At 25.9% G+C, this 3,694-nt stretch carries 1 protein-coding gene; it reads right to left on the reverse strand.

All coding sequences use genetic code 11. The features are described from left to right. Positions 1 to 157 precede the first annotated feature (157 nt). Positions 158 to 3,322, reverse strand: coding sequence for a M14 family metallopeptidase (locus GBZ86_RS13695; protein WP_152891559.1), 3,165 nt, complete (start codon positions 3,320 to 3,322; stop codon positions 158 to 160). Between the last annotated feature and the right edge of the window lie 372 nt (positions 3,323 to 3,694).

Below are 3,694 nucleotides of genomic sequence, written 5' to 3' on the forward strand. Positions count from 1 at the left end.
ATTATACACTTGAATAATATTCTATATTTTAACAAAAAAATAAATTTTATTTGTCAGTCAAAATATTTGACATTCTTTTTATTTTTAATTAATTATATAATTTAAAATAAAAACTATGAATTAATCTTTATAGTATTAATTCATAGTTTTTATTATTTTATTTCTTTTTCTTTCTTATGATAGTAGACCCAATAGTACAAGATATAATTCCTATAATCATAAAATTATTTGCATTTAGAGGTGTTCCTGTCTGTGGTAGACTACCTTCTGATTCATCATCATCTTCTTCTTCATTTTCAATAGGTGGTATTACTTCATTTTTATATTTTATTTCAAAGTTTATAGTAACAGTAGCTTCATTATTATTATTATCTACTGCCGTTACTACTAAAACATATTTACCTTCCTTTGAAATTTCTTCTCCATTCCACTCTTCACCATTAAGTGTAGCTTTGAAAGTTGCTCCTTCTTCTATATTTATTTCTAGTTTTACAGCTTTATCATAGACACCTCCATTTTCTACACCTGTAATATCTACAGTTGGTGGTGTTATATCAACTATAGCATTTTCATCATATATAGAAGCATAAATTGCATTAGCTAATAGTCTAAAGTTGTGTTGAAAATGAGCTTTATTAGTAATTGTATTTGCAAATAAAGTTATCTTACTATTATCTAAATTCTGAGTAATAGACATAACTTGCCCCTTAGCTTCCTTATTATTAGGCCACCAACCAGCTATATAAAAATCATCTTCATCAGATATAAATGATAATACCTGTGCTTCCTTAGGAACTTTAGATATCCAAACACCATCGCATGTATAAATATATTCATCATTATTATATCCAGCATTAACTATATTATCTTTGTTAAAAACTCCTTTAACTAAACCTTCGTGTCCACCCCATTCATGTGTATATCCATAATCAAAATCATTTAAAATGTTATTTTCTTTAATAAAGTTAAGAGAATCTTGTCCAATTCCAATGTAATCTATTCCTTTTAATATAGCTTCTTTACTGCCATTACCATAATCATCTATTACTACATCACTTTTTTCTAAAGAATCTATTATATTAAATCCTAATTCTTTTAATATAAATTTACTTTCACTACTTCCTACATTAGCAACTTTAGGTTCTGTTAAATGTTGAGTCTTTAATTTTTTAATTAAGGGTTCTACTTTTACAAAATAATTTTCTTTTAAATTTTTAACATCTTCAGTTTTTACTATAAAATTGCCTTTCTCTTCTCCATCTATAATAATTTCTACTTTTTTTCCTTTACTTAAAAGTTTATTAATTAATTTTATAGCATCATTATTGCTATTTTTTACAATTTGATATTCTTCATTATTATTTATAGCAGTAATTGGTTTATTTATACTTTTAATCTCTTTAGCCTTTTCATCAAAAGCTCCATCTACTCTAACTTCATATTTATTAAATCCTCTTAAAGCTGGAAAATTCATTACAATTTCAGCATACATTTCATCAAAATCTGATACATCATACCCATCATATAAAACTACATTGGCTAATCCTCTTTTAGCTTGATGCATATCTACGATAAAAGTTCCTTTAGGATAAACTACTCTATCTATTTTAACTTTTTCAGTAGTTTCTTTAACTTTTACACCATTTCTAAAAAAATATTCTACCATATTATAAACTTCTAAAGGATTTTTTTGTAACTCTTTATTTATAGGTAAAACATAATATTCTGGAAAAAAGTTTTCATTTTCTTTTCTTGGTCTTCCTACTATTTCTCCTTTTCCATTTACAAAATGTTCATCCACGCTTCTATCATCAATACCTTTAATTCCTCTGTTAAAATATTCTAACTGATTTATAAAAGCTTCATCTTTATTTTCTAGCGCAAATTGAGCTGAAGCATAAATTGTATGCTCTAAAGCAGTAGTTCCTTCTTCATTTAACTCTGGTGTTTCAACAGTATGACCTAAAGCACCATGATGCATAGCATAAACTGGTGTATATGCTGGTCCTCCATCATCCCATCCTGACTCATAATCTAAAGCTGGTATCTCATAACTATCATATTTAGTATTAGCTATTCCTGCTTTACCCATAGCATGAGCTTGCTCTAACATACTATTTGCTAATAAATCATATTCATAATTTGGATCATGTGGAGGAGTACAAGGTTCTATTAAAAACCCACTAATAAATCCATGTAAATCTATAAAAGTAAGAGGATTCCATTTAGCTATCTGTTCAGTAACTATTTGTGATTCCTTTTGTGTTTGATAACCATTATCCCTATTTATATCAAACCCATTAGCATTTTGCCTTTTATTATAATATCTTCCATCAGGATTTTGTGTTAAATTCATTAATACTATTACATTTTCTAATAGTTCATCTACATTTAACTCAACTAAAACTTCTTCGTTATTTTCATTTATAGTTTTATATTTTATAACTTCTTTAGTTGTAAGCTCTTCTAATGCTTCTAATTGAGCATCTACACCTGGTGTTTCATCTGGATGTATATTATTTATAAAGATAGGAACTTTATAATCAAAATCTGAATCATTATTTATTTTATATTGTAATTCTTCAGGATTTTCTAGCATTAAAGGTACTGTTTTATCTAAATACTCATCTACTGATTCTTTTTCATCAGATAAAATTACAAAATGAAAATCTCTCCCTTCAACTGATTGTCCAATTATTTCATAATCTAAAAATATATCTTCTCTAGCTTCATTAAAAATTCTATCTAATTCTGGTTTTAATTCATCATAAGTTCTATAACTATCATAAATATTTAATTTTAAAGATTTTTTTAATATTTCTCCACTTTTTTTATTTTCAATAGATAAATCATAATTTCCTAATAACTTTGGAAATTCATCTCTATATGATACTAAATTATCCGTACCATATATTAAATCAAACTTTATTTTTGCAGTTACTACATTTCCTTCTACTTTAGGTTCCTCAACAAAGGTTATAAAACTCTCTCCTGTATAATCTTTTGTTTCATTGCTCCACTTTTTCCATTTATCAAAAACTTTTCCACCAAAAGTCCATTGTAAATCATTTAAATAAACTTCATTTTCAAAAATAGCTTTTATTTCTATCTCTCTCGCTTCTGACATAGATAATACACTTATGCTAGTTTCAAGTTTATTTTCATATGTATCTTCATTATTATTTTTCTTTTCATTAATAGATTCTGTCTGTACTGCTTCTTTAGTATTATCTACTGCTAATATATTTGTTTTCACACAATTTAAATTTAAACTTAAAATAACAGTTATAGCAGTTATTAATTGTAGCCTATTTTTATTCATTAAAATCCCCCTATATTTAATTAATTGTATTTATAAAGTGTAATGTATATTTATTCACTTTTCAATATATAAATGAATTTTTATTAATAAAATTAATTTATATATATTTTTAACTATTATACTATATCCTTATTTTTATTATGTATATAAAGTTATTCTAGTGTTTTGATCATATTTAAAGTAATTTATTTTATTGTATTTTTATTCAGAAATTATAAATAAAATGCTTAAATATATTTATATAAAATCATAACCACCCGTAAAACGGGTGGTTTGCTCTAGCCCTATAAGGGCATATTACTGGCTGTGCTACTCGCACTTTGAACGGTCTGCCAACCGCATTTTTTTCACTAACTACCCCTTAAAGGGGTC

Origin of the sequence: Clostridium tarantellae, assembly GCF_009295725.1 — a bacterium.
Classification (GTDB): Bacteria; Bacillota; Clostridia; order Clostridiales; family Clostridiaceae; genus Sarcina; species Sarcina tarantellae.